Consider the following 21140-nt stretch of genomic DNA (forward strand, 5'->3'; position numbering starts at 1 on the left):
GCGGGAGGCTACGGCCGGAGCAGCACCTTGCCGACCCGGCCGGCGGTCGTGCTCGCCGCCACGGCCTCGGCGATGTCGTCGAGCGCGTACGTGCCGGCGACCGGCAGTGTGAGCTCGCCGGCGAGCACGTGCCCCATGAGCTGCGTGAAGAGCATCGACCTGGTCTCGGGGTCCATGTCGCGGCTCACGCGGCTGCCCCAGAAGCCCCGGATGGTCAGCTGCTTGAAGATGACGTCGCCGGACGGGACGCGCATGTCGGGGGAATGCATCGCGCCGAACACCACGAGGGTGCCCCCATCGGCGAGCAGCGACACCACGTCGGCCGACGCGTCGCCGCCGACGGAGTCGACGCCCGCCACGATCGGCGCATCGCCCGTGAGGGCGGCGACCTCGTCGCGCCATCCGTCGGCCTCGGTCGACACGACGTTCGAGATGCCCTGGTCGCGGAGCTCGGCGACGCCCTCGGCCCGCCGCACGAGCCCGATGACGTTGATGCCGCGTGCGGCCCCGATCTGGGCGACCATGCGGCCCACTGCGCCGTTCGCCGCGTTCTGCACCATCCAGTCGCCCGGCTTCAGGTCGAGGGAGTGCAGCAGGCTGACCGCGCTGAACGGCATCGAGACGAGCTGGGCCGCCGCCTCGTCGGGCAGCCCGTCCGGGACCGGGATGAGCCCCGCCGCGCCGGCGACGAAGTACTCGGCCCAGACGCCGAACGTGCCGCCGGTGACGACGCGCTGGCCGACATCGAGGCCGGTCACGCCGTCGCCCAGCGCATCCACGACGCCGACGGCTTCGGTGCCCGCACGGGCCGGAAGCTCGGGCTTGAATCCGTAGGTGCCGCGGACGGTCCACAGGTCGTGGTTGTGGATCGTCGCGCGCAGGGTGCGGACGCGGACCTGGCCCGGGCCGGGCTCGGGCAGCGGACGCTCCTCGACCGCGAGCACGGTCTCGGGGGCGCCGAAGGTGGAGTGGATGAGGGCGCGCATGACGCGGCTCCTTTCGTTGCGTACAGGGGAACGGCCAGGATGGCCGGGATCGGATGGCGACGGTCAGCGCGTGGTCGCGGCCGGCGCGCCATCCGATTCGGTCGTGGCGGGCACGTGAGCGGATGTCGCGGCCGCGTGCATCGATGCGGTGACCCGCTGGAGCGTGCCGATCAGCGATTCCGCGTCGCCCTCGCGCACACCCGCCGCCTCGGCGATCCGCGACGGCAGGTGGGCCAGTTCGGCGCGCAGCGCGGTGCCGCGCTCACCGAGGGAGACCGTGACCACGCGCTCGTCCTGCGCGCTGCGGGCCCGGACGACGAGACCCGACTGCTCCATGCGGCGCAGGAGCGGCGAGAGCGTTCCGGAGTCGAGCTGGAGCAGGTCGCCGAGCGACGAGACGGTCTGCTCGCCTTCACGCCAGAGCGCGACGAGCACCAGGTACTGCGGGTAGGTCAGGCCCCACGGCTCGAGGAGCGTGCGGTACAGCTGCGTCGTCGCCCGGGAGGCGGCGTACAGCGAGAAGCACACCATCTCATCCGTCACGACCATCGGAGAAGCATTGCACACAATCGAATTGTGTACAACTCGAATGCGGCGGATGTCGCGTGCGTCGCCGTCCGGACCGCGGCCCGGCGGTCAGCCGGCGTCGGGTCGCATGCCGCTCGACCCGAGCACGCGCTCGACCGTCAGCTCGAGGACGACGCGCTTCGGATTCGGCCGCGGCTGCCGGTATCGCGCCGCGTAGAGCTCGACCGCCAACGCGACCGACTCGGGGTCCGACAGGATGCGGACCGGGCCCTCGAAGCTGATCCACCTCGCACCGTCGACCGTGTTCACGCTCGCGCGGCCGCTCCGCTCGGCGTTGAGGAACTTCTGCGATCCGCTGCTGCCGATCACGCGGACGATCCCATCGAGGTAGGTGATCCCGACCGGAACCGAGTGGATTCGGCCGTCGCGGCCCAGCGTCGAGAGCGTCGCGAGGTGGCGCTCGCCCAGGAGCTCGCGTGCGGCGTCGGTGATCATCCGGTCTGGTACTCCATGCTTCACGGCGGTCGGGGGTCCTCGCCGCATCAGTCTCTCATCCGCGGCGCCGGTGGAATCCCGTCGCGGATGTGCCGCGGACGGGTGCCACGGCCGTGGCACCCCCGTGCCCTACTGTCATCCCATGGGCACGACGGCGTCTGCGTACCTGACCGGCTTCGGCCGGTACCTGCCGGGGGATCCGGTCGACAACGACGGCATCGTGGCGCGGCTCGGCGGCGACGATCCGGTCACCGCGCGCATCCGCGGCATGATCCTCGACCAGAACGGCATCCGGCAGCGCCACTACGCGCTCGACGAGCGCGGCGAGCCGACCGAGCTCAACGAGGAGCTCGCGGTCAAGGCGCTCCGCGCGGCACTCGACGACCGCGGCATCCGCCCCGACGACCTGCGCATGCTGGCGACCGCGACGACCATCGGCGACGTGCTCGTCCCCGGCTTCGCCTCGATGGTGCACGGCCGGCTTGGCGGCGGGCCGATGCAGCTGCTCTCGGCGTCGGGCGTCTGCGCGTCGAGCCTGCAGGCGCTCGATGCGGCGGTGGGCAAGGTCAAGCTCGGCGAGCACCCGCGGGTCGCGGTCGTCGGGTCGGAGCTGGCGAGCCGCAGCCTCCGTCAGCGCCGCTTCGACGGCATCCGCGCGGGCATGGACTCGCACTTCCTCCGCTGGATGCTCTCCGACGGCGCGGGCGCCGTGGTCGTCGAGTTCCAGCCGCACCCCTCGCGGCCGTCGCTCCGCGTCGACTGGGTGCGGCACGTCTCCCTCGCCCACGAGCACGACGTGTGCATGCGCGCCGGGATGGACGGGCTCGAACCCGAGGTCGGGCGCACCTGGCAGGACGTCGGCATCGGCGACGCCGAGGCATCCGGCATGTTCGTGCTCCGACAGGACGTGAGCGTCCTCGACGACCTCGCGGGCGCCGGCCTCCGCGAGTTCGAGCAGCTGGTGGACATCGGACTCGTCGATGTCAGCCACCTCGACCACGTCGTCTGCCACTACAGCACCAACGCGTTCCGCGACCTCGCGTTCGACGGGCTCCGCAAGCGGATCCCGACGCTCGACACCGACCGGTGGTTCTCGAACCTCGAGACGTGCGGCAACACGGGCGCGGCGAGCATCTTCATCGCCCTCGAGGAGGCGTGGCGCACGGGCCGCTTCTCGCCCGGCGAGACCATCCTCCTCGCCGTCCCCGAGTCGGGCCGGTTCTCGTTCGCCTTCGCCCATCTCACCGTGGTCGCCCCACCCGATCAGCAAGGAGCCCCGACATGACGACCGACACCGCCGCGACGGCCACGATGACGGATGCCGCGGGCGCGGCGTCGCCCGCCGAACCCGCCGCGCTCTCCGAACGGCTCGCCGAGGTGTGGGCCGAACTCGAGGAGCGCCTGGACCGGGTACCGATCCTCCGCGCGCTCGCCGAGGGCACGGTGACGATCGACGACTACCGGCGGCTGCTCTTCAACCTGCGGCAGCAGGTCGTCGACGGGTCGCCGTGGATCAGCCGCGCGGCCTCCAACTTCGACATCGACCACTTCACGCTGCGCGCGGCGGCGATCAAGCACGCCGAGGAGGAGCATCGCGACTACCTCATGCTCGAGCGCGACTACGTCGCGATCGGCGGGTCGCTCGACGAGCTGCGCGCCGGCCGCAAGAACCTCGGCTCCGAGGCGCTCTCGGGCTACATGTTCACCTACGCCGACCGGCCGAACCCGGTCGGACTCCTCGGCGCGATGTTCATCATCGAGGGGCTCGGAGCGAAGCGCGCCGCGGGCTGGGCCGCGCGGTTCCAGGAGGTGCTCGGGCTCGCCGACAACCAGGTGCACTTCATGACGTACCACCAGGAGGCAGACGGGGCGCACACCGGCGACCTGCAGGCGATCCTCGACTCCGGGATCATCGACGAGGCGGCCGCCGACGAGATCGTGCGGTGCGCCCAGGTCGTCGCGCGGCTGTACGCGCTGCAGCTCGAGGAACTGGACGGCTGACGTGCCGAAGGTCCCCGAGTACGTCCGCTCCGACCCGAGCATGTGGCAGGCGGTGTACGCCGACCCGTCGGTGCCGCTCGACCGCGCGCTCGTGCGCCAGATCATCAACGACCAGCGGCGGCTCTCGCGGCGCTGGCTGTACCCGATCGCGCGCGTCGTCTCGCGCGTGCTCGTCGCCCTGATCTCGATCGTCAAGCGCGTGCTGCCGTTCCGGTGGATGCCGCTGCACACCATGGACGTGCTCTGCGTGTGGTTCCTCCGGCGGTTCGTGTCGCCCGACGCCGTCGACCTGCTGATCCGCCACTTCGTGGTCGAGACCAACCTCGTGAACTTCATCATCCGGAACACGCCCGTCGACATGGAGCCCGTGACGCTCCGGCCCGAGAAGCTGTCCGGGCTCGGCGACCAGGCGGTCGTCGAGCACGACGTCAACGTCTACGACGTGCTCATCGCCCTCGACGACGTGAAGGTCACCCGCCCCGAGACCCTCGACTTCTCCCAACTCGACGTGCCGCCGCTCGACGCGGAGCGCCGCCGCCGACGCGTCCTCCGCCTCGACATCCAGACCGCGCTCTGCTTCATGAACATCCCGTTCTCGATGGCGCTCACGGTCGAGGAGTACCGGCGTGCGGTGCACTCCATCCGCTTCGACGACTCGTTCCTCGAGATCCTCGCGCTGATCACCGACGACGACACGTTCCGCCACTGGAAGCTCGCGGGCATGAGCCTCTGGATGGACTCCAACGTCGACGTGCCGCGCATGGTCTACCGGCACGCGCTCGTGTGCGAGTACGCGCACGCCAGGCTCGTGAAGCTCGCAGGCGGCGCGTACCCGCGCGACACCGACGTCGCGTTCGACTGACGGCCACCGGCGCCCGGCATACGACGGGTCGGGCGCGCTGCGCAGACGACGGATGCCCCGGGGGCTCGAGCCCCGGGGCATCCGCTCGCAGCTTCATGCGGGCCTACGACGCCCTGCGCCGGTAGATGCGCATGGCGAATCCGAACGCGACCGCCATGATGCCGACGAGCCAGGCGAGCGCGACCCAGATGTCGGCGCCGACGGGCTCGCCGGCGAACAGCGCCCGGGTCGTGTCGACGATCGAGGTCACGGGCTGGTTCTCGGCGAACCAGGCGACCGGCCCGGGCATCGAGTCGGTCGGCACGAACGCCGAGCTGACGAACGGCAGGAAGATCAGCGGGTAGCTGAAGGCGCTCGCGCCGTCGACGGTCTTGGCCGAGAGGCCGGCGATCACGGCGATCCAGGTCAGGGCGAGCGTGAAGAGGACCAGGATCCCGATCACGGCGAGCCACGCGCCGACGGACGCCCCGGTGCGGAACCCCATCACGAAGGCGACCCCGACGACGATCGCGACCGACACGAGGTTGGCGACGAGCGAGGTGAGCACGTGCCCCCAGAGCACGCTCGACCTCGCGATCGGCATCGACTGGAACCGCTGGAAGATGCCGCCCTGCAGGTCGAGGAACAGGCGGTACGCCGTGTAGGCGACGCCGGAGGCGATCGTGATGAGCAGGATGCCGGGGAGCATGTAGTCGATGTACGACTCGGTGCTCCCGGTGTCGATCGCGCCCCCGAACACGTACACGAACAGCAGCATCAGCACGATCGGCGTGACCGCCGTGGTGATGATCGTGTCGGGGCTGCGGACGATGTGCGTCAGCGAGCGTGCCGTGAGGACGCGCGTGTCGCTGAGGACGTGGGTGGTCATCGCGACTCCTTCCGGGTGGGCTCGGCGGCGGTCGCCTCGCCCCGGGCCGGTTCCCCGACCAGGGCGAGGAAGACCTCCTCGAGGCTCGGCTGCTTCTCGACGTACTCGACCTTCGCGGCCGGGAGCAGTCGCTTGAGCTCGGCGAGGGTGCCGCTCCGGATGATCACGCCCTCGTGGAGGATCGCGATCCGGTCGGCGAGCTGCTCGGCCTCGTCGAGGTACTGCGTGGTGAGCAGCACGGTCGTGCCGCTGTCGGCGAGCGCCTTCACCGTCTGCCAGACTTCGATGCGCGCCTGCGGGTCGAGGCCGGTGGTCGGCTCGTCGAGGAAGATGACCGGCGGATCGCCGATGAGGCTCATCGCGATGTCGAGCCGTCGCCGCATGCCGCCGGAGTAGGTCGCCGCCCGACGGTCGCCGGCCTCGCTGAGCGAGAACCGGGCGAGCAGGTCGTCGGCGATGCGCCCGGGATCCTTCAGGTGACGCAGCCGGGCGACGAGCATGAGGTTCTCGCGGCCCGTGAGCACCTCGTCGACCGCGGCGAACTGCCCGGTCAGGCTGATCGAGCGGCGGACGTCGCCGGCATCGGCCGCGACGTCGAACCCGTGCACGGTCGCGGCGCCGGCGTCGGCCTTCAGCAGCGTCGACAGGATGTTCACGAGCGTGGTCTTGCCCGCACCGTTCGAGCCGAGCAGGGCGAAGATGCTGCCCTGCGAGACGTCGAGGTCGACGCCGCGCAGCACGTGGACGTCCGCGAAGGACTTCTCGATGCCCCGCACGCTGATGGCGGGCGCGGCGGCCGCGGCGGGCGCTGCGGCGGTCATCGCGGTTCCTCCTCGTCGCGCCTGGCGTCGTCGATCGCCTTGGCCAGGCGAGCGCGTTCCTTGTCGATCCACTGCGCTCCGCCATAGGCCTGGGTGAAGCTCTCGGCGAAGCCCACGGGGTCGTCGCCGACGAGCTCGCCGACCGGCGTGCCGTCGATGGCGGCGCGCTCGAAGAGGTCGGCGAAGTCGCCGAGCATGGTGACGAGCGTGTCGCCGTCGGTGATGCCGCCGTAGTACATGAAGTACCGCTCGAACGCCTTCGCGGCCCCGGCGTACGGCTCGGGAAGGGCGGCGATGCGCGCCTTGTACTGGCGGTACTGCTTCTTCTGCTCGAGGGAGCCCGTCAGGGCTTCGATCCACTTCGCGGCCATGTTCACTTCTCCTCCTCCTGGAGCGGTCCGATGTCGTGGAGCTGTTCGATTCGTGCGGCGAGGAAGCTCCAGGTCCTCCAGAACTCGTCGAGCGAGTCGCGCCCGCGCGCGTTGAGGGAGTACACCTTGCGCGGTGGCCCCTTCTCCGACGGGACCTTCTCGACGTCGACGAGACCGCGCTGCTCGATGCGCACGAGCAGGGCGTAGATGGTGCCCTCGGCGATGTCGGTGAACCCCTGTTCGCGCAGCCACGCGGTGATCTCGTAGCCGTAGGCGGGCCGGCCGGACAGGATCGCGAGCACGATGCCCTCGAGCGTGCCCTTCAGCATCTCGGTCGCCTGCCTGCCCATCGGGCCTCCTCGACTATTCAGTGTTGCTGAGTACCGGTACATAGTAAGCACGAGTACCGGTAGATAGCAACACTGAATACCGAATCGGGCGACGGATGCCTCGGGCCGGACGTCCGGCACCTTCTCAGCCCGCGTGGGCGGCGGCGCGAGTAGCCTGAGCGGGCGGGGCGGCAGCGCGGTGCATCGACGGCACGGCGCAGCGCCGTCCCGGCGGGCACGAACCTCGATCCACCGCCCGAGACGGAGCTGCAGACCGATGACGTGGGACGACGATCCGAACGGCGAGGACCGGCGCGGTCCGAGGCCGTCCGGGCGCGAGATCCTGCTCCAGGTCGCGGGCTACGTCGGCCTCGTGACCGCCGTCGTCGCCCTCGTGGTCGGCGCCGTCTTCGCGGTGACCGCCTGGGGAGTCGCAGTGAAGCCCGGCGGGTTCGCCGCACCGTCCGCGTCGGGGCGCGGCGCTCCGCTTCCGCCGGTGACCTCGTCATCGACCGGGGGCGACGCCGAGGCGGGCGCCCGGTCCGAGTCGACGGATGACCCGAACGCCCTCACCGGGTCGGAGGTGGCGCCGCTCGTGGAGCCCGAGCCCGAGGCCGAGCCGGAGGTCGAGGTCGACTGGCTCTCGGTCGTCGCGGAGGCGACCGGCATCCCCCCGCGGGCGCTCTCGGCGTACGCGCTCGCGCACGTCGCGATTGCCGAGGAGGAGCCGACCTGCGGGCTCGACTGGACGACGATCGCGGCCATCGGCGCGATCGAGTCCGGCCACGGCAGCCACGGCGGCTCGGTCCTCGAGGCGTCGGGCATGGTCCGGCCCACGATCCTCGGCCCGGCGCTCGACGGCGACGGCGTGGCGGCGATCCACGACACCGACGGCGGCGTCCTCGACGGCGACGTCACGTGGGACCGCGCGGTCGGGCCGATGCAGTTCATCCCGTCGACCTGGGAGCAGTGGGGGGCCGACGCGAACGGCGACGGCGTCGCCGACCCCAGCCAGATCGACGACGCCGCGCACGCAGCCGCGCGCTACCTGTGCGCCTCCGGCCCGATGACCACGCCCGACGGATGGCGCGAGGCCGTCTTCTCCTACAACCACCTCGACTCGTACGTCGACAAGGTCGCGAGGCTCGCGAACGGGTACGCCGACGCGATCGGGTAGTGCCCCGTCGATCCGCCGCTCGGCGGCCGCCCGCCGCGACCACGCGGACCGCGGAGTTCCGCGTGAGAGACTGCCCCGATGAGTGCCGACATCGAGCTCGCGCGGATCGACGCCGGCACGGTGGTGCTCCACGACGCCCGGCGCGACCTCCGTCGGAGCGTGGACCTCGAGCCGTTCGAGATCGGCGTGTACCCGGTGACGCAGGAGCAGGTGGCCGAGCTCCTGGGCGAGACCGCGACGCACCCGCGGCGGCCGGCGACCGAGGTGAGCTGGCTCCGCGCCATCCGCTTCTGCAATGCCGCGTCGGAGTGGGAGGGGCTCGACCCGGCCTACGCCTTCGACGGTGAGGACGTCACCTGGCATGTGGATGCCGACGGGTTCCGCCTCCCGACCGAGGCGGAGTGGGAGTTCGCGTGCCGCGCCGGATCGACCGCGCCGCACTACGGCCCGCTCGACGAGGTCGCGTGGACGAGCGCCGACGGAGTCACCGCCCCGCAGGACGTCGGCGGCAGGCTGCCGAACCTCAACGGCCTGTTCGACACGCTCGGCAACGTGTGGGAGTGGTGCTGGGACCTGCTCGACCCGGCTCGCTACGACGACTACCGCGTGTTCCGGGGCGGCGGCTTCGCCGACGACGCGTGGAGCGTTCGGGCCTCCACCAGGCGCGGCGGCGCGCCGCGCATGCACCACGAGGACGTCGGATTGCGCGTCGCGCGGGGCGGGTTCGATGCGGCGGATGCCGCGCAGGGCTGGTCGGCGCAGGCCGACCTCGAGCGCGCTGCGGTCGACGGGCCGGTGCCCTACGGGTGGACGCCGCGGCGCTGAGCAGTCTGTGCTTCCGGGTGCGCCGCGGTATCACTAGCGTATGAGACGACTCGGGACGGAGCGCGCCGGCCCCGAGGGGAGGAACCGCCGTTGAGCGCCGAGGACATCGTCACCGCCTACGTCACCGCCCTGCCCCCGGGTGTCGGATACGAGCGCGTGCGCGTGATCGCCGACGGCGACCTCGTCCTCCTGCACGGCGTGGTCCACGGCGCCGGTCCCGTTCCGCTCGTGGGGTTCGACCTCTTCCGCGTCGGCGACGGGACGATCGTGGAGCACTGGGAGGCCCGAACGCCGGTCGTGAACGAGCCCGTCGGAGGTCGGTCTCAGGTCGACGGTCCGGTCGCGCCGACGGATCACGACCTGACCGCGGCGAACCGAGCGCTCGTGGCCGGATGGATCGATCGGGTGCTCATCGGAGGCGACCGCTCGGTCCGGACCGAGTACGTCTCGGCGGACCGGTACGTCCAGCACAATCCGGAGGTCGCCGACGGCCTCGACGGGTTGGCCGACGCCGTCGCGGCCTGGTCCGCGGCCGGGCGACGGCTCCGGTACGACGCGGTGCGACAGGTCGTCGCCGAGGGCGACTTCGTCTTCGCCCGGTGCGAAGGCGACTTCGGCGGACCCGTCGTCTTCAACGACCTCTGGCGCGTCGAGCACGGTCGGATCGTCGAGCACTGGGATGTGATCGTCCCGGCCGCGCGAGCGGCGGACGACGCCGGCGCCTGAGCCGACGACCGGCTACGGCAACTGCAACGCGGTGTCGCCGAGCACGACTGCGGCGACCGACAGGATCGCCCCGGCGGCGATGACGAGCGCGGCCATGACGAGCACGAGCGCGGTGCCGAGCAGGGTGGCCTTCGATTCCTGGCGCACGCCACGCGAGGTCTGGTCGGAGGTGTTCGAGGTCATCATCGCCGGTCCTTTCGGCTCATGGCCGCCTGGTTCGATCCACTCACATCATGCAGGCCCGACGGCGAGGCCGAAACCGCCTTTCGGATGAATCGCGCGTCAGCCGTCGGCGGCGGCGCGCTGCGCGACGATCGCCGCCGTGATGCGCCCGATCAACTCGACGGGCAGGTCGTCGCCGTGCCGGATGTTCACCGAGTCCTTGCCGGTCCGCATCGGAGCGACCTCGGACTCGATGGGCTCGGGCAGCGTCGGCACCGGGTAGAGCCCGATGTGGCGCTTCCAGCCGGCGAAGTGCAGCGCGTAGCGGCCGCCGAGCATGACGGCGGCGATGCCGTATCGCATCTTCTCCTCCGCCGGCGGCGGGACCTCGGCGATGATCGCGGCTCGCACCAGCCGGAGACGACCGGCGACCTCGTCGGGGAACGACGCGATGTACTCGTCCACGGTCTGCACTGCCATGCGGTCATGCTCGCACCGTTCGATGGGACGCACCAGTGCCGGGAGCCCGGCCGCCGCCCTGCGCGCACCCTGCGAATTCGCATGCACCCCCTGCCGTTTCGGGCCGACCTGGCGTAGATTGCGATATATCGCGTTGAGACACGCTATATCGCGTCATCGCCGGCGCGATGTCCGCAGCGACGGAGCGACGGGAGGGCGGGCGCATGGACCTGGATGACCGCGGAGGGATCGGCGCGAGCCCGCGGAGGCGGCGGCCATGACCGGGCTGGAGGTCGTGCTCGCCGCACTCGGCATCATCGTGCTCATCGGCATCGCGAGCTTCGTCGCGGTCGTGCTTCTGGTGCGGCACGCCTACCGACGCATCCGTCGCAGCCGACGTGTCGACGGTGCGCTGCTGCGGAGCCGGGCGAAGATGAGCCGCGGCCCGCAGCGCACGATCCTCGACCTCAGGGTGCGGCTCGACGACGCGCTCGCGAGCGGGCAGGCCGCCGTCGACCTCGCCGCGCAGGGCCCGGGCCCGCGCGGGGAGTTCCCGGGCATCTTCCGACGCATCCGCGAGGAGGGCGCGTCGCTCGACGCGCAGCTGCGACTGATGGAGAGCGAGATCGACCGATCCGTCCTCGCTGCCGAGCTCCCCTCCGCCGAGGAGCGCGTCGGCCAGGTCGAAGCGCTCGTCCGACGCATCCGCTCGGCCGTGGCATCCGCCCTCGCCGGAGCGAGCGACGACGGACTCACCGGCCTGCGCGCCGACGTCGACCGCGAGGTCTCCGCGCTCCGCGCGGGCGTCGAGGAGCTCCACGCGCTCAGCCTCCGCGACATCGCCGACGGGCATCTCCGACGGCCCGCCGCGTCCACGGTTCGCGACACCGCGGCCGTGCATCACAGCTCACCCGTTCGAGACAAGGGGAACCGATCATGAGCGACAACACCTCCCGGATGCGCACCATCTTCCGCAGCAAGACCACGAAGGCCCTCGACCGGATCGAGGACCCGCGCGACACCCTCGACGACAGCTACGACCAGCAGGTCAAGCTGCTGCACGAGGTGCGGCGCGCCGTCGCCGAGGTGGCCACCGCGAAGAAGCGCATCGAACTGCAGGGCCAGGAGATGGGCGGGCGCTACCAGCGCCTGGGCGCGCAGGCGCGCGATGCACTGACGCAGGGGCACGAGGACCTCGCGCGCGCCGCGCTCGAGCGTCGGGCCCTGCTCGAGGGCGAGGTCGCGAAGCTGCAGGCGCAGTACACGTCGCTCGACAGGCAGGCGTCGCAGCTGCAGGAGCGGGAGCGCCGGCTGACCGACCAGATCGCGGCATTCCGCGTCGAGAAGGAGACGATCAAGGCGACCTACACCGCGTCGGCGGCGCAGGTGCGCGCGAACGAGGCGGTCGCGGGCCTCAGTGCGAACATCGACGACATCGGCACGAGCCTCGACCGGGCGCGCGACCGGGTCGCGCAGATGCAGGCGCGTGCGGCCGCCACCGACGAGCTGCTGACGAGCGGGGTGCTCAAGGACCTCACGGCGGCGCCGGATGCAGACATCGAGCGGCAGCTGGCCGCGATCACGGCGCAGGCCGAGGTCGAGCGGCGCCTGCAGTCGATGCGGGATGCCACCGGGTCGGACGCGCCCGCCGCCGAGCGCGGCGATGAGGGTCCCGACGGCTGGCTGAGCATCGGGCAGGGGCCGACGCGCTGAGCCGGCACGTGCCGTGGTCTCAGGACGACTCGGGCGCGCCGCCGCTCGGTTCGACCGCCGCCCGCGCCGCTGCCGCGGCCCGCTCGACCCACTTCGGGGTCTCGCCGTAGCGCTGGAACGGCACGAGCTCGCCCGCTGCGCTGCACTCGATGAGCTGCGACATCCGTCGTTCCCGCGTGGACTCCTGCTTCGCTGACCGCACCCAGTGCGCCACCAGCTTCCGGTAGCTCGGCGTCGCGGTCTCCCAGAAGGCGGACGCCGCGGCATCCGCCTCGAGCATCGCCGCGAACGACGGCGGCAGCGCCTCATCGAGGTTCTCGAACGAGTAGATCGCCGTCGGGTCGTCGCGCCGCCGCTCGTACGCCGCGATGCCCGCCGGACGCATGCGGCCTTCGGCCGTGAGCCGCTCGACGTGCGCGACGTTCACGGCCGACCAGTTGCTCGTCGGCTTGCGGGGAGTCCAGCGCTGCCGACGGGCGACGTCGTCGATGCGCTGCGACACCGAGTCGATCCAGCCGAAGCAGAGCGCCTCGGGCACGGCCTCCTCCCACGTGAGTCCGCGCTCGGGCGCGCCCTTCTTGTAGAGGCCCATCCACAGTTCGGTCTCGGTCTCGTGGTTGGCCTCGAGCCAGGCGCGGAACTCCTCGGGACCCGAGAAGAACAGGGCGGGCCGCTCGGGCGTGCCGCCCGGCGTGCCGATGGTGCCGCTCATGGGTCGAGTCTGGCAGGGGCCACCGACGCCGGCACCGGCGGCCCGGGGTCACCCCGCCGCAGGGCGCCGCGCCGATCGTCCACCGCAGGTGCCGCGGAACGGGCAATTCGTCCCGTCTACTTTTGACATCGTTGACGCGAAAGTTGCCCAACCGATAGACAGAGCGCACGCTCGACCCGGCCCGCGCCCGCAGGCCGGGTCGGGCGGTCGGAGTGGGGACGAGTGCTTCCGGTCTTCCCTGCGCCGCGAACGGCTCCATCCCAGGGTCCACCGCAACGAGGGGAAGACATCGATGTCCACGATGAGACGCAGGATGCTCGGGGGGTCGGCGGCGTTCGCCGCGCTCGCGGGACTCGTCCTGACCAGCATGACGCCCATCAGTCCGGCCAGCGGCACCGAGCCGCTGCCGGACCTCGTCCGCGAATCCGGTGACGAGGTCGCCGTCGTCGAGGTGATCGTCGCCGACGCCGCAGAGCTCGACCGCCTGGTCGACATCGGCGTCGACCTCGACCACGCCGCGCACGCCAACCCGGACGGCACGATCACCGCCCACGCGGTCGTCAGCGACGGCGAGGCGGACGCGCTCCGGGCGCACGGCTTCGCGGTCGGGAAGTCCCTGCACGACGAGGACGACACCGCCGCCGTGCTCGCGGAGCGCGACGCGACCATCGCCGAGGCGGTCGCGGCGAACGAGGAGTTCGCGGAGGCCGCGGCGGCCGCCGACGTCTCCGACGTGAAGATCATCCGCGCCGACTACTACACCTCGTACGGCGTCGGCTACCTCTCCGTCGAGGCCAAGTGGGCAGAGGGCCAGACGAACTCGGCCCAGCTCACGGTCGAGCGCGACAGCGGTCCGGGCACCGACCTCGGCTCCGGCGGCAGCCAGAACATCAGCCGCTTCGTCGACGCGAGCGTCTACCTGTACCACCGCGGCGCCGCCGTCGTCGAGACGCGACCCGACACGATCCGCATCGTCAGCCCGACCGGCGACGTCGCCACCGCGAAGGTGAACGACTGGCTGCCGCTCGACGGCGAGGACGCGTTCGGCCCGAACTACCAGAGCGACTTCATCACGTCGTACCTGACGCCGACCGAGCTCTACGACCGCATCGCCGACCTCGCTGCAGAGTTCCCGCAGATCTCGGAGATCGTCGAACTGCCCTACGAGACGAACGGCTACCGGCGCCTCGCCCAGGCGGTGCTCGGCTCCAGCAGCAGCACCCGCGTCGCGGTCGACTCGATCGCCTGGGGCCACGAGGGCGGCAACGATCTCAGCATCGCGACGGTCGACCCCGGCGCGCCGAACTCGCCGCTCTCGGTCACCGTCGCCGGCGATGACATCACGGTGTCGCTCGCGACGAGCGCCGCCGGCGATGTCACGAGCACCGCGGCGCAGGTCGTCGCGGCGATCAACGCCTCGCCCGCGGCATCCGCGCTCGTCGTCGCGTACACGTACCGCGGCAACTCCGGGTCGGGGGTCGTCGCCCCCGCGGCGGCGGACCTCACCGACGACCTGTCGGCGCCCGAGACCGTCTCGCGCGACCCGCACCCGGTGTACGCGATCCGGATCGGCAAGGTGCGCGACGGCTCGAAGCCGGGCGTCCTCGCGTACGCCCAGGAGCACGCACGCGAATGGGTGCCGCCGCTCGTCGCGGTCGAGACCGCCGAGCGGATGCTGCGCAACTACGCGCAGGACGCGGAGACCAAGCGCCTCGTGAACAACCTCGACATCTGGATCGTGCCCTCGGTCAACCCGGACGGCGGTCACTACTCGTTCTACGACTTCAACTCGCAGCGGAAGAACATGTTCAACCACTGCGAGCGGACGGGCAGCGCCGACTTCCTCGCGAGGGACAACTGGGGCGTCGACAACAACCGCAACTACGACACGTACAGCCTCTTCGACGGCTACAACGGCGCGTCGACGTCGTGCACGAGCAGCACGTACGCCGGCCCGAGCGAGCTGAGCGAGCCGGAGAGCGCCAACATCGACTGGATCGCGGCGGAGAACCCGAACATCGAGTTCTCGATGAACCTGCACAGCTCGGGCAACTACTTCATGTGGTCGCCCGGCGCGTACATCACCCCGGGTCGCATCTCGGCGCCGCGACCGACGGTCGAGGACGAGGCGTACTTCTGGGGTGCGTCGTCGCGGATCCTCTCCGAGATCAAGCGGTACCGCGGCCTGTCGGTGACCCCGGCGCGCACGGGCCCCGTCTCCGACGTGCTGTACTCGGCGGCCGGCAACTCCGGTGACATGCTCTGGTACAAGTACGGCATCTACGCCTGGAACTTCGAGGTCGGGACGCAGTTCCAGCCCCCGTTCGAGAACGAGAACCCGATGGGCCCGTCGGCGCACGCCGAGTCGCAGGAGTTCGCGAACGGTCTCGTCGAGCTCATGCGCGTGGCGTACGACTACCACACCGACTCGCAGCGCCCCTCGAGTTCGGTGGTCGTCTCGGCGAGCGCCGAGGCGGGCATGGTCGACGTGGTGTTCGAGACGTCGGAGCCGGCGTCGGTCTTCTACACGGTCGACGGGGCCAAGCCGACGTTCGCCTCGACGATGTATGCCTCCGCGGGCATCCGCGAGGGCGGTGAGACGATCACGGTGCCGGCCGGCACCAGGATCAAGTGGTTCTCCGTCGACGCGGCGGGCAACATCGAGAAGAACTACAAGCCCGGAGGCGGCGGTACCAACTTCAGCACGACCACGGCGAACGCGCCGAGCTGAGCCTCCCCGCCAGGCCCGAACCGGCTGCGGCCGCGGCGTCCGAACGGATGCCGCGGCCGCGGTCGTCGGCGTAGGGTGTGCCCATGTCCGACACCGCCATGCCCGAGGCCATCCGGGCGTTCGTCGACACCACCAACGCCGGCGACTCCGAGGGGTTCGTCGCCGCCTTCACCGAGGACGCGTACCTGAACGACTGGGGTCGCGAGTTCCACGGCCGCGAGGGCGTCGCGAGCTGGAACGAGTCCGACAACATCGGCAGGAACGCGCGCTTCGAGGCGCACTCCATCAGGGCGGGACGGATGCCGGGGCAGTACCTGCTCACGGTGACCGTCTCGGGCGGCGGGTACAACGGGCCGGGCGTCTTCACGTTCGACCTGCGCGACGGGCTGATCGCGCGGTTCCTCATCGCGTAGGCCTGCGATCCGACGATGCGCTTGCACAGGGCGACGCGACGGCGCACACTGCATCCATGACCACTGAGGCCGATGAACAGCAGGCCGTCGAGCACGTCGTCTCGCGCCTGCTGGAGCGCTTCCCCTCCCTCTCCGAGGATCACGTCCACGCGATCGTCGACGAGGAGCACCACCGGTTCGACGGTCGACCGGTCCGCGACTTCGTGCCCGTGCTCGTCGAGCGCGAGGCCCGCAAGCGGCTGAAGGCGGAGGCGAAGGGCGTCGACGTCGAGCCGGACGCCGCGGCGCTCGCCGCCGCGGACGAGGTCCGGCGCCCCGACGGCGCCGAGGTCGACCCGATGGAGCGCGCGCGGCGCCGCGAGGTCGACGGGAGCGACTTCCTCTTCGGCGACCTCGGCGGCCGGGCGTCCTGATCGTTCCCGCGGGGGCGGCTGCGCGCGGGACCTTCCGCCGGTGGGGCCGACGGCCGCCCGACGTACCATGGCAGGACCACGTCCCGACCACCAGACGGGAGTCGCCATGGTCCAGGTCCGCGTCCTCGGGATCGCGCTCGACGCGGCCCGGCAGCACATCGTCCTGCTGAAGCCGCTCGGCGAGGAATCGGCCGAGGGGCGCGTGCTGCCGATCTGGATCGGCGAGCAGGAGGCGACGTCGATCCTCATCGCCCTGGGCGGCGACCACGCCCCCCGTCCGCTCACGCACGACCTGCTGGTCACCCTCATCGAGGCCGTCGGCGGCAACCTCGAGCGCATCGACGTGACCCGCATCGAGGAGGGCACGTTCTACGCCGAGCTCACGCTCGTCACGCCGGCCGGGCCGCTCGTGATCGACTCGCGGCCGTCGGATGCCATCGGCATGGCCGTCCGCATCGACGCGCCGCTCTTCGTGGCCGACGCGGTGATGGACGACGCGGGGATCCCCGCCGAGATGGTCGAGCACCACGACAGCGAGGACGAGGAGAAGCTCGAGGAGTTCAAGAAGTTCCTCGAGGACGTCGACCCGGAGGACTTCCAGGGCTGATCGGGCGAACCCACCCGGTCCGATCCGGCGAGCGTGCGTGACACGGCGTCCCCGCGCACTCCAGACTGTGAGGCACCGTCTTCACGAAGGAGTGATCAATGGGTCCACTGACGACGATCGGGCTGCCGGTCGCCCTGGGCATCATCATGTTCGGCCTGGGGCTCGCCCTGACTCCGCGCGACTTCGCGCGGGTCGCGACGCAGCCGAAGGCGGTGATCGTCGCCCTCGCCTGCCAGTTGGTGCTGCTGCCGGCCGTCTGCTTCGGGCTCGTGCTGCTGTTCGACCTGCCACCGGTGCTCGCGGTCGGAATGATGCTGCTCGCCGCCTCGCCCGGCGGGACGACCGCGAACCTCTACTCGCACCTGTTCCGCGGCGACGTCGCCCTGAACATCTCGCTCACGGCGCTCAACTCCGTCATCGCGGTGTTCACCCTGCCGCTCATCGCGAACCTCTCGATCGCGTACTTCCTGCCCGGAGACGACGGCCTCGGACTCCAGCTCGCGAAGACCGTCGAGGTGTTCGCCATCGTGCTGCTCCCCGTGATCGCCGGCATGCTCGTGCGCCGTTGGAAGGCCGCCTTCGCCGACCGGATGGACCGTCCGGTCCGGATCGCATCGGTCGTCATCCTCGTCGTCGTGATCGCCGGCGCGATCGCGTCGAACCTCGGACTGCTGGTCGACAACTTCGGCCGACTCGCCGGGATCACGGTGCTCTTCTGCCTGCTGAGCCTCGGGATCGGGTACCTCGTGCCGCGCCTGCTCCGCGTCGAGCGCCGGCAGTCGATCGCGAGCTCGTTCGAGATCGGCATCCACAACGCGACCCTCGCGATCGTCATCGCGCAGACCGTCATCGGCAGCGTCGAGATGAGCCTCCCCGCAGCGGTCTACGGCGTGCTCATGTTCTTCGTCGCGCTCGGCTTCGGCTTCCTCATCCGCGGTCGAAGGACGGATGCCCCGGCCGCGGAGGGAGCGAACCCGGACCCGGACCCGGAGGCGAGCGCTCGGAGCATGGGCGGGTGAGCGTGCTGTGGGTCGTCGCCGGAGTGGTCCTCATCGTGATCGGACTCGATGAGGTCTTCCACACGGTGCTGCACCCGACGGGCCGAGGCCGCCTCTCCCACCTCGCCGCCCGGTCGACCTGGGCGCTGACCTCCCGCTTCGGACGTCGCGGGCGCACCGTCGCGGGTCCCGTCGCGGCGGTCGTCGTCGTCGCCGTCTGGGCGGCGCTCCAGATCGTCGGCTGGACGCTGGTCTACCTGCCGTTCGTCCCCGACGGGTTCGAGTACAACCCGGGCGTCGACCCGCAGGCGTACCCGGCGATCGTCGAGGCGTTCTACTACTCGACCGTGAGCATGTCGACGCTCGGGCTCGGCGACGTCTACCCGACCGATCCCTGGTTGCGGATCTTCGCGCCCCTGCAGGGACTGATCGGATTCGCGCTGCTCACGGCCGCGGTGGCCTGGTTCCTCCAGCTCTACCCCGACCTCGGACGTCGGCGCACGCTCGCGCTGCGCATCGCGCTGATCCAGCGTGCCGACACGGCGGGGCACCTCCTCAGCATGGAGTCGGCCACGTCGAGCGGACTGCTCGACTCGCTCACCGCCGCGCTCGCCCAGTCGCGTGTGGACGTGTGGCAGAACTCGGAGTCGTACTACTTCACGGAGGCGGAGGAGACGGCCTCGCTCGCCGCGCAACTGCCCTACGCGCTCCACCTGGCCAAGCTCGCCCGGCGTTCCTCGGACCGGACCGTCCGCAACAGCGGCCAGATGCTCGAGGAGGCGATCGACGACTACGCGACTGTGCTCCGCGACCGGTTCATGCGGGTCGGCGCCGACACGGATGAGATCCTGCGCGAGTACGCGCGACAGCACCGGCAGCGTGCGACCGTGCCCGAGGGGTCCGCGGGGTCGACACCCGCCTGAGCCGCCGCGCGCGCCCGCGGGCCGCGCGGCAGAATGGCCGACATGGATGCCGCGTTCCCGTCACTGACCGAGATGCCCGCGCCGCAGTTCGTCATGTCGGGGGAGGGGCGTCGCATCGCGACGTACTCGTGGGGCGAGGACGACGCCCCGACGGTCCTGTGCGTGCACGGCTTCGCGTCGAGCTGCCGTGACAACTGGGTGAGCACCGGGTGGGTGCGCGACCTGCTCCGCGCGGGGTTCCGGGTGCTCGGCGTCGACCAGCGCGGGCACGGTGCGAGCGACACACCGCACGAGGCATCCGCCTACGGCATGGACGCCTTCGTCGGCGACCTCGTCACCGTCCTCGACACCTACCTCGTCGACACCGTGCGCTACGCCGGATACTCGCTCGGCGCCCGGGTCGGCTGGCAGGCCGCCGTGCAGGTGCCCCAGCGCATCGAGCGGGCGGTGCTCGGCGGCATCCCCGACGGCCGGCCGCTCGCGCGCATGCAGATCGAGCAGGCGCGCGCGTACGCCCAGCAGGGCACGCCCGTCGACGACCCGGTCACGCGCAACTACGTCACGCTCGCGGAGCGCGTCCCGGGCAACGACCTGCTCGCGCTCGTCGCGCTCGCCGAGGGCATGCGCGCCGGCGACGCCGACCCGGACCCGTCGAACCCGCCTCCCCAGCCGATCCTGTTCGCGACCGGCACCGAGGACGCGATCATCGAGCAGTCGCGCGCGCTCGCCGCGGCGACGCCCGGCGGGTCGTTCGCCGAGATCCCCGACCGCCACCACTTCAACGCGCCCGGGTCGCGGGAGTTCCGACGCGCGGCGATCGAGTTCCTGTCCGACGGGCGTTGAGCGGCGGGTGGGGCGACCTCACCCCTCGGACTCGAAGTACAGGTGCGCGTGCAGCCGGCAGCGCGGGTTGAACGCCGCGCCGCATTCGGGGCAGGCCTCGACTTCGAGGTAGGTCGCGATCGGCAGTTCGGCCCCGCACGACCCGCAGAGGATGGCGCGCGCCTCGCGCTCGGCGATCGGCCACTGCCGTGCGGGGTGCCCGGCGGCCTCCTCGTGGCAGAGGTGGCACGGGTAGTACTCGCCGCAGCAGGCGAAGCGGATCGCGACGATGTCGACGTCGGTGCGGTAGTGCACGCAGCGGGTCTCGTCGTCGACGACCGCACCCAGCACGCGCGGTCGTGCGGGCGGGGCGTCGTGCGTCATGCCCTCCATCATCCCCGGAACACGAGGATCGGCAGCAGCACGAATGCCGACCAGACGAGGCCGGCGACGAGCACGGTGCCGGTGAGCGCCACGAGCGCGAGCCCCCACGGCCGCACCCGGAGCACGCCGGCGACCAGCACGGCCGCGCCGACCGCGATCTCGATCCACCACCACACGGGGCTCGTCGTCTCGGCGACGACCGTGAGCCCGTAGACGCCCTCGCCGACGAGGATCCCGGCGAGCACCGAGGCGCCGAGCGCGAGCTGCAGAGCCCGGCGCCGGAGCGCGTGCGCCGCGCACCCGACGACCGGGCCCGCGAACACCCCGATGATCGCCCAGGTCGTCGGGTCGAAGGCGAAGCCGCGCCATCCGGATGCCACGGCGTACCCGAACGTCAGCGCGATGAACGCCGCCGCGCCCGCAACGGCCGCCTCGCGGTACCCGCGCGCGAGGAGGACGACGAGCAGCGCGGTCGGGATCGTCCATCCGCCCGCGGAGTTCGCGAGCGACGACGTCTCGGCGGGGAGCAGGAGCTGACCCCACGGCGTGAGTCCGCCGAGCACGAACGCGACGGCGGCGACCAGCAGGATCCGCCGCGCGGCGGAGGACCACGGATGCCGCGGCGCGCGCGCCGGGGTGGACGCGGCGCCGTACGCGGGCGAGTCCGCGGGAACGGCACCGGCACGGGGTGCGCCCGCACCCGGCGCGGGATTCCGACCGCTGCGACCTGCCATGCACCGCACGCTAGACGCGAAGCTCCGGCCCCGCGTCATCCGCTCGGCTGACTCGCAGGAGGTCGTGACCGCACCGTGAC

The 21140-nt window shown here is 71.5% G+C and carries 27 protein-coding genes; 15 read left to right on the forward strand and 12 right to left on the reverse strand.

From position 1 onward, the window contains the following. Window positions 1-8: 8 nt before the first annotated feature. The 3 genes from ACFVHK_RS09220 to ACFVHK_RS09230 all read right to left on the reverse strand — a co-directional run bounded on the left by ACFVHK_RS09220 (window position 9) and on the right by ACFVHK_RS09230 (window position 2009). Complete coding sequence (locus tag ACFVHK_RS09220; protein ID WP_376928555.1) at window positions 9-986, reverse strand: zinc-binding dehydrogenase; 978 nt, start codon at window positions 984-986, stop codon at window positions 9-11. A gap of 63 nt (window positions 987-1049) precedes the next feature. Next, entirely contained in the window at window positions 1050-1535 is a 486-nt protein-coding gene (locus tag ACFVHK_RS09225; protein ID WP_376928556.1) for a MarR family winged helix-turn-helix transcriptional regulator, read from the reverse strand. 87 nt (window positions 1536-1622) lie between these two features. Further along, the gene (locus ACFVHK_RS09230; protein ID WP_129233679.1) at window positions 1623-2009 is read right to left on the reverse strand and encodes a PPOX class F420-dependent oxidoreductase; all 387 of its coding nucleotides are present in this window, start codon (window positions 2007-2009) and stop codon (window positions 1623-1625) included. A 142-nt stretch (window positions 2010-2151) separates the two neighbouring features. Here ACFVHK_RS09230 and ACFVHK_RS09235 point away from each other — a divergent pair, with 142 nt between their 5' ends. The 3 genes from ACFVHK_RS09235 to ACFVHK_RS09245 are packed head-to-tail and all read left to right on the forward strand — an operon-like array spanning window position 2152 to window position 4872. Next, window positions 2152-3294 (forward strand): 3-oxoacyl-[acyl-carrier-protein] synthase III C-terminal domain-containing protein, encoded by a 1143-nt coding sequence (locus tag ACFVHK_RS09235; RefSeq protein WP_376928557.1) that lies wholly within the window; start codon window positions 2152-2154, stop codon window positions 3292-3294. Continuing rightward, window positions 3291-4010, forward strand: coding sequence for an iron-containing redox enzyme family protein (locus ACFVHK_RS09240; RefSeq protein WP_376928558.1), 720 nt, complete (start codon window positions 3291-3293; stop codon window positions 4008-4010). Before ACFVHK_RS09235 ends, ACFVHK_RS09240 begins: the two co-directional genes overlap by 4 nt. Window position 4011: 1 nt before the next feature. Then, the gene (locus ACFVHK_RS09245) at window positions 4012-4872 is read left to right on the forward strand and encodes a DUF6999 family protein (RefSeq protein ID WP_376928559.1); all 861 of its coding nucleotides are present in this window, start codon (window positions 4012-4014) and stop codon (window positions 4870-4872) included. Window positions 4873-4975: 103 nt separating this feature from the next. On the opposite strand, the gene ACFVHK_RS09250 is transcribed toward ACFVHK_RS09245, so the two are convergent. Genes ACFVHK_RS09250 through ACFVHK_RS09265 form a run of 4 tightly spaced genes read right to left on the reverse strand, consistent with a single transcriptional unit; the run spans window position 4976 to window position 7282 of the window. Further along, entirely contained in the window at window positions 4976-5740 is a 765-nt protein-coding gene (locus tag ACFVHK_RS09250) for an ABC transporter permease (protein WP_376928560.1), read from the reverse strand. Further along, complete coding sequence (locus ACFVHK_RS09255) at window positions 5737-6561, reverse strand: ABC transporter ATP-binding protein (protein ID WP_376928561.1); 825 nt, start codon at window positions 6559-6561, stop codon at window positions 5737-5739. The genes ACFVHK_RS09250 and ACFVHK_RS09255 overlap by 4 nt, the downstream gene beginning before the upstream one ends. After that, window positions 6558-6932 (reverse strand): DUF1048 domain-containing protein, encoded by a 375-nt coding sequence (locus tag ACFVHK_RS09260; RefSeq protein WP_129233690.1) that lies wholly within the window; start codon window positions 6930-6932, stop codon window positions 6558-6560. Before ACFVHK_RS09260 ends, ACFVHK_RS09255 begins: the two co-directional genes overlap by 4 nt. A 2-nt stretch (window positions 6933-6934) precedes the next feature. After that, window positions 6935-7282 carry a PadR family transcriptional regulator gene (locus ACFVHK_RS09265; protein WP_376928562.1) on the reverse strand — a complete coding sequence of 116 codons (348 nt, stop codon included), beginning with the start codon at window positions 7280-7282 and terminating at the stop codon, window positions 6935-6937. 256 nt (window positions 7283-7538) lie between these two features. Here ACFVHK_RS09265 and ACFVHK_RS09270 point away from each other — a divergent pair, with 256 nt between their 5' ends. The 3 genes from ACFVHK_RS09270 to ACFVHK_RS09280 all read left to right on the forward strand — a co-directional run bounded on the left by ACFVHK_RS09270 (window position 7539) and on the right by ACFVHK_RS09280 (window position 9989). Beyond that, the gene (locus tag ACFVHK_RS09270) at window positions 7539-8438 is read left to right on the forward strand and encodes a lytic transglycosylase domain-containing protein (RefSeq protein WP_376928563.1); all 900 of its coding nucleotides are present in this window, start codon (window positions 7539-7541) and stop codon (window positions 8436-8438) included. Window positions 8439-8516: 78 nt separating this feature from the next. Next, a complete protein-coding gene (locus ACFVHK_RS09275; protein ID WP_376928564.1) occupies window positions 8517-9263 on the forward strand; it encodes a formylglycine-generating enzyme family protein in 747 nt (248 codons plus the stop codon). Between the two features lie 90 nt (window positions 9264-9353). Next, window positions 9354-9989 carry a nuclear transport factor 2 family protein gene (locus ACFVHK_RS09280; RefSeq protein ID WP_376928565.1) on the forward strand — a complete coding sequence of 212 codons (636 nt, stop codon included), beginning with the start codon at window positions 9354-9356 and terminating at the stop codon, window positions 9987-9989. Window positions 9990-10001: 12 nt separating this feature from the next. Here the strand turns inward: ACFVHK_RS09280 and ACFVHK_RS09285 are convergent, their stop codons facing one another. Both ACFVHK_RS09285 and ACFVHK_RS09290 read right to left on the reverse strand, forming a co-directional pair. Further along, window positions 10002-10172, reverse strand: a complete 171-nt coding sequence (locus tag ACFVHK_RS09285) for a hypothetical protein (protein WP_376928566.1) — start codon at window positions 10170-10172, stop codon at window positions 10002-10004. Between the two features lie 99 nt (window positions 10173-10271). Next, on the reverse strand, window positions 10272-10631 hold the full coding sequence (locus ACFVHK_RS09290; RefSeq protein ID WP_376928567.1) for an iron chaperone: 360 nt from the start codon (window positions 10629-10631) through the stop codon (window positions 10272-10274). 256 nt (window positions 10632-10887) lie between these two features. Between ACFVHK_RS09290 and ACFVHK_RS09295 the strand changes: the two genes are divergently transcribed. Next, complete coding sequence (locus tag ACFVHK_RS09295) at window positions 10888-11550, forward strand: hypothetical protein (RefSeq protein WP_376928568.1); 663 nt, start codon at window positions 10888-10890, stop codon at window positions 11548-11550. Next, window positions 11547-12323, forward strand: a complete 777-nt coding sequence (locus ACFVHK_RS09300; RefSeq protein WP_376928569.1) for a PspA/IM30 family protein — start codon at window positions 11547-11549, stop codon at window positions 12321-12323. Before ACFVHK_RS09295 ends, ACFVHK_RS09300 begins: the two co-directional genes overlap by 4 nt. Window positions 12324-12342: 19 nt before the next feature. On the opposite strand, the gene ACFVHK_RS09305 is transcribed toward ACFVHK_RS09300, so the two are convergent. Continuing rightward, the gene (locus tag ACFVHK_RS09305; RefSeq protein WP_376928570.1) at window positions 12343-13035 is read right to left on the reverse strand and encodes a YdeI/OmpD-associated family protein; all 693 of its coding nucleotides are present in this window, start codon (window positions 13033-13035) and stop codon (window positions 12343-12345) included. A gap of 292 nt (window positions 13036-13327) precedes the next feature. Between ACFVHK_RS09305 and ACFVHK_RS09310 the strand changes: the two genes are divergently transcribed. The 7 genes from ACFVHK_RS09310 to ACFVHK_RS09340 all read left to right on the forward strand — a co-directional run bounded on the left by ACFVHK_RS09310 (window position 13328) and on the right by ACFVHK_RS09340 (window position 19963). Further along, complete coding sequence (locus ACFVHK_RS09310) at window positions 13328-15766, forward strand: M14 family metallopeptidase (protein ID WP_376928571.1); 2439 nt, start codon at window positions 13328-13330, stop codon at window positions 15764-15766. An 83-nt stretch (window positions 15767-15849) separates the two neighbouring features. Next, complete coding sequence (locus tag ACFVHK_RS09315) at window positions 15850-16179, forward strand: nuclear transport factor 2 family protein (protein WP_376928572.1); 330 nt, start codon at window positions 15850-15852, stop codon at window positions 16177-16179. A 56-nt stretch (window positions 16180-16235) separates the two neighbouring features. Next, the gene (locus tag ACFVHK_RS09320) at window positions 16236-16592 is read left to right on the forward strand and encodes a three-helix bundle dimerization domain-containing protein (protein WP_376928573.1); all 357 of its coding nucleotides are present in this window, start codon (window positions 16236-16238) and stop codon (window positions 16590-16592) included. Window positions 16593-16698: 106 nt separating this feature from the next. Continuing rightward, window positions 16699-17199, forward strand: a complete 501-nt coding sequence (locus tag ACFVHK_RS09325; protein WP_129233812.1) for a bifunctional nuclease family protein — start codon at window positions 16699-16701, stop codon at window positions 17197-17199. Between the two features lie 98 nt (window positions 17200-17297). Then, window positions 17298-18218: a bile acid:sodium symporter family protein gene (locus ACFVHK_RS09330; protein ID WP_376928574.1), complete on the forward strand. Its 921-nt coding sequence runs from the start codon at window positions 17298-17300 to the stop codon at window positions 18216-18218. Further along, window positions 18215-19120, forward strand: a complete 906-nt coding sequence (locus ACFVHK_RS09335) for a potassium channel family protein (RefSeq protein WP_376928575.1) — start codon at window positions 18215-18217, stop codon at window positions 19118-19120. Before ACFVHK_RS09330 ends, ACFVHK_RS09335 begins: the two co-directional genes overlap by 4 nt. 42 nt (window positions 19121-19162) lie before the next feature. Continuing rightward, window positions 19163-19963 carry an alpha/beta fold hydrolase gene (locus tag ACFVHK_RS09340; RefSeq protein WP_376928576.1) on the forward strand — a complete coding sequence of 267 codons (801 nt, stop codon included), beginning with the start codon at window positions 19163-19165 and terminating at the stop codon, window positions 19961-19963. Window positions 19964-19981: 18 nt separating this feature from the next. Here the strand turns inward: ACFVHK_RS09340 and ACFVHK_RS09345 are convergent, their stop codons facing one another. Both ACFVHK_RS09345 and ACFVHK_RS09350 read right to left on the reverse strand, forming a co-directional pair. After that, the gene (locus ACFVHK_RS09345; protein WP_376928577.1) at window positions 19982-20326 is read right to left on the reverse strand and encodes a CHY zinc finger protein; all 345 of its coding nucleotides are present in this window, start codon (window positions 20324-20326) and stop codon (window positions 19982-19984) included. A gap of 8 nt (window positions 20327-20334) precedes the next feature. Then, the gene (locus ACFVHK_RS09350; RefSeq protein ID WP_376928578.1) at window positions 20335-21060 is read right to left on the reverse strand and encodes a DUF6518 family protein; all 726 of its coding nucleotides are present in this window, start codon (window positions 21058-21060) and stop codon (window positions 20335-20337) included. Between the last annotated feature and the right edge of the window lie 80 nt (window positions 21061-21140).

Origin of the sequence: Agromyces binzhouensis, assembly GCF_042672355.1 — a bacterium.
Lineage (GTDB): Bacteria > Actinomycetota > Actinomycetes > Actinomycetales > Microbacteriaceae > Agromyces > Agromyces binzhouensis.